Genomic DNA, 3,529 nt, shown 5'->3' on the forward strand with positions numbered 1-3,529 from the left:
TTGCCGGTCGCCCCGCCGCGGCGGGCCGACCGTCGGCGTCCGCCCCCCGGACCGCCCACTGTGCGGGGCGGCCCATACGGCGGACTTAGCCGTCGGCTAAGCCGACCGGGAGGGCCCCGGCCGGCCGGTTTCGCTCGTCAACCGTTCAAGTACGTCAGAACTGCCAGGACCCTGCGGTGATCCGCGTCACTCTGCGCCAGCCCCAGCTTCAGGAAGATGTTGCTCACGTGCTTCTCCACGGCGCCGCCGCTGACCACCAGCCGGGCGGCGATCGCCGAGTTCGTCCGGCCCTCGGCCATCAGCCCGAGCACCTCGCGCTCGCGCGGCGTCAACCCCGCGAGGACGTCCTGCCGGCGGCTGCGGCCGAGCAGCTGCGCCACCACCTCCGGGTCCAGCGCCGTGCCCCCGGCGGCCACCCGGGCCACCGCGTCCACGAACTCCCGCACGTCCGCGACGCGGTCCTTCAGCAGGTAGCCCACGCCCCGGGACGAGCCGGCGAGCAGCTCCGTCGCGTACTGCTCCTCCACGTACTGCGACAGCACCAGCACCCCCAGCTCGGGGAAGCGCGTCCGCAGCTCCACGGCCGCGCGCACCCCCTCGTCGGTGTGCGTCGGCGGCATCCGCACGTCCGCGACCACGACGTCCGGCGCCTCGCCGGCCTCGTGCAGCTCCACCACCGTCTTGACCAGCGCGTCGCCGTCGCCGACACCGGCGACCACCACGTGCCCCCGGTCGGTGAGCAGCCGGGTCAGCCCCTCGCGCAGGAGGACGGAGTCCTCCGCGATGACCACCCGCACGCCGGCCCGTACGTCAGCCGTGTCCGCCACGTCTCCTCGTTCCCCCGGTGTCCCCCGGTACCACTGGTCTGCACGGTGCTCGGACCAGCATCCCAGAAGGTGGACGCTCCCGTCAGGGGAGCGGGGGTGGCTGTCAAGCGGGTGTCAGTCCTCTGTCAGGCGCGCGCCGAGCGGTGTGCGCCCGACGTGTGCACCGGTGTGCTTCCGAAAGTGCCTGTCCGAAGGTGCCCTGTCTGATGGTGCCTACCGCGGTGTGTCCTCGTGTCGGTCGCGCCAGGGGATTTCGGCGGTGATGGTGGTGGGGCCGCCGGTGGGGGAGTGGATGAGGAGGAGTCCGTCGACGGAGCCGAGGCGTTCGGTGAGGCCTGCGAGTCCGGTGCCGTGGGTGGTGGTGGCGCCGCCTTGGCCGTTGTCGGTGATCTGGAGCATGAGGCGGTGGGGGTTGTGCCAGAGTTCGACGGTGGCGTGGGTGGCTTTGCTGTGTTTGCTGATGTTCTGGAGTAGTTCGGAGACGGTGTAGTAGGTGATGGCTTCGATGGCGGGTGCGGGTCGGGTGGGGAGGTCGGTGTGGATGGTGACGGGGACGGTGCAGCGGGTGGTGAGGGCGGAGAGTGCGGGGCCGAGTCCTCGGTCGGTGAGGATGGCGGGGTGGATGCCTCGGGCGAGGTCGCGGAGTTCCTGGAGGGCGAGTTTCACTTCGCCGTGGGCTTCGTCGACCATGCGGGCGGCGGCTTCGGGGTCCTCGGTGAGTTTCTCCTTGGCCAGGCCGAGGTCCATGGCCAGGGCGACGAGGCGGGCCTGGGCGCCGTCGTGCAGGTCCCGCTCGATCCGCCGCAGATCCGCACTCGCCGTGTCCACGACCTGGCCGCGGTCCTCCTCCAGCCGGCGCACCTGGCTGGCCAACGGCGACGGGCCCAGCAGGCCGCGCACCAGCAGTCGGTCCACCCAGGTCAGCGCGTGCACCACCCACGGCGTGAGCAGCACCAGCGCGAGACCGATCAGTGCGACCACGCCGATCTCGAACGGGGTGTCCACGTACCGCCCGTCGCCGTACCCGTCGCCCTCGAGCTGGATGCCGGGCTGGCCCGCGTAACGGGGGAAGACCCAGTACCACAGCGGGTGGGTCAGCAGCCCCCAGCCGACGGACCACAGCACCATGCTGGCCACTGCCGAGCACACCGCCCACGGCAGGTGCAGCACGGTGTACAGGGTGTGCCGCCAGGCGCTGCCGCTGCGCAGCGTCGCCCACATCGCGGCCAGCACGCCGCCGCGGCCGGCGGCCGGACGCAGCGGTTCCGGCTCCTCCACGGACGTCCGCAGCAGCAGCCTGGCCCGCCAGCGTTCCAGCGTGCCGACACCGCGGCAGAAGACCAGGGTCAGCGCGAGCAGCGGCACCCCGACGAAGGTGATCAGCAGGCCGGCGCTGGTCATCAGCAGCACATACACGACCGGCGAGACGACCGAGGCGACGACCAGACCGCTGAACAGGTACGTCAGCTCCCGCCACGCCCAGCCGGACACCGGCGCGCGCAGCACCTCGCGGAACGCTCTCGCCGGTGTGTTCGTGGATGTGTTCATCGCGGTGTGTCCTCGTGTCGGTCGCGCCAGGGGATTTCGGCGGTGATGGTGGTGGGGCCGCCGGTGGGGGAGTGGATGAGGAGGAGTCCGTCGACGGAGCCGAGGCGTTCGGTGAGGCCTGCGAGTCCGGTGCCGTGGGTGGTGGTGGCGCCGCCTTGGCCGTTGTCGGTGATCTGGAGCATGAGGCGGTGGGGGTTGTGCCAGAGTTCGACGGTGGCGTGGGTGGCTTTGCTGTGTTTGCTGATGTTCTGGAGTAGTTCGGAGACGGTGTAGTAGGTGATGGCTTCGATGGCGGGTGCGGGTCGGGTGGGGAGGTCGGTGTGGATGGTGACGGGGACGGTGCAGCGGGTGGTGAGGGCGGAGAGTGCGGGGCCGAGTCCTCGGTCGGTGAGGATGGCGGGGTGGATGCCTCGGGCGAGGTCGCGGAGTTCCTGGAGGGCGAGTTTCACTTCGCCGTGGGCTTCGTCGACCATGCGGGCGGCGGCTTCGGGGTCCTCGGTGAGTTTCTCCTTGGCCAGGCCGAGGTCCATGGCCAGCGCGACGAGGCGGGCCTGGGCGCCGTCGTGCAGGTCCCGCTCGATCCGACGCAGATCCGCACTCGCCGTGTCCGTCACCACCCGGCGGCCCGCCTCCAACTCCGCGATCCGCCGCTCCCACTCGTCCGAGGGCGCCAACAGGCCGCGCACCATGGCCCGGTCACCCAACGACAGACCCCTCGCCAGCCACGGCAGGCCCGGCCAGGCCACGAACAGCGCCGTCAGCACGACGGTGAAGGTGAGCAGCCCCCACGGCAGCCGGATGAACGCAAAAAGCGCGTGCCGCCAGGCCACCGGATCCCGCAGCACCCCCCACAGCCACGGCAGGAAACCGTCGTAGCTGCTCCGGCGCCGCGGTGTCGGCTCCTCCACCCGCAGATCGAGCAGCACCCGCGCCCGGGCCCGCTCCCACTTGCCGAGCTCGCGGCAGCCCATCAACCCCAGCGCCACCACCGGCAGACCGATGACGGTGATCGCCATCAGCAGACCCGCGTACAGCCAGACGCTCACGTAGACAAAGCCGAGCAGCGCGAACGGGAGGTTGGTCAGGAGATAGGCGATCTCCTTCCACGTGCTCGCGCTGAGCGCCGCTCGGGGTGGCGGCAGGGGCGCGTCGTC

General features: G+C 71.3%; 3 protein-coding genes. All 3 read right to left on the reverse strand.

Features of this window, described 5'->3' with window-relative positions; translation table 11 throughout:
* Positions 1-137: 137 nt before the first annotated feature.
* Complete coding sequence (locus GL263_RS23445) at positions 138-797, reverse strand: response regulator (RefSeq protein WP_323379535.1); 660 nt, start codon at positions 795-797, stop codon at positions 138-140.
* A 243-nt stretch (positions 798-1,040) separates the two neighbouring features.
* On the reverse strand, positions 1,041-2,375 hold the full coding sequence (locus tag GL263_RS23450; protein WP_182857739.1) for a sensor histidine kinase: 1,335 nt from the start codon (positions 2,373-2,375) through the stop codon (positions 1,041-1,043).
* On the reverse strand, positions 2,372-3,529 hold a 1,158-nt coding region (locus GL263_RS23455), incomplete at its 5' end, for a sensor histidine kinase (protein WP_182857740.1). The genes GL263_RS23455 and GL263_RS23450, both read right to left, overlap by 4 nt.

This window comes from Streptomyces durbertensis (genome assembly GCF_014156695.1).
GTDB lineage: Bacteria > Actinomycetota > Actinomycetes > Streptomycetales > Streptomycetaceae > Streptomyces > Streptomyces durbertensis.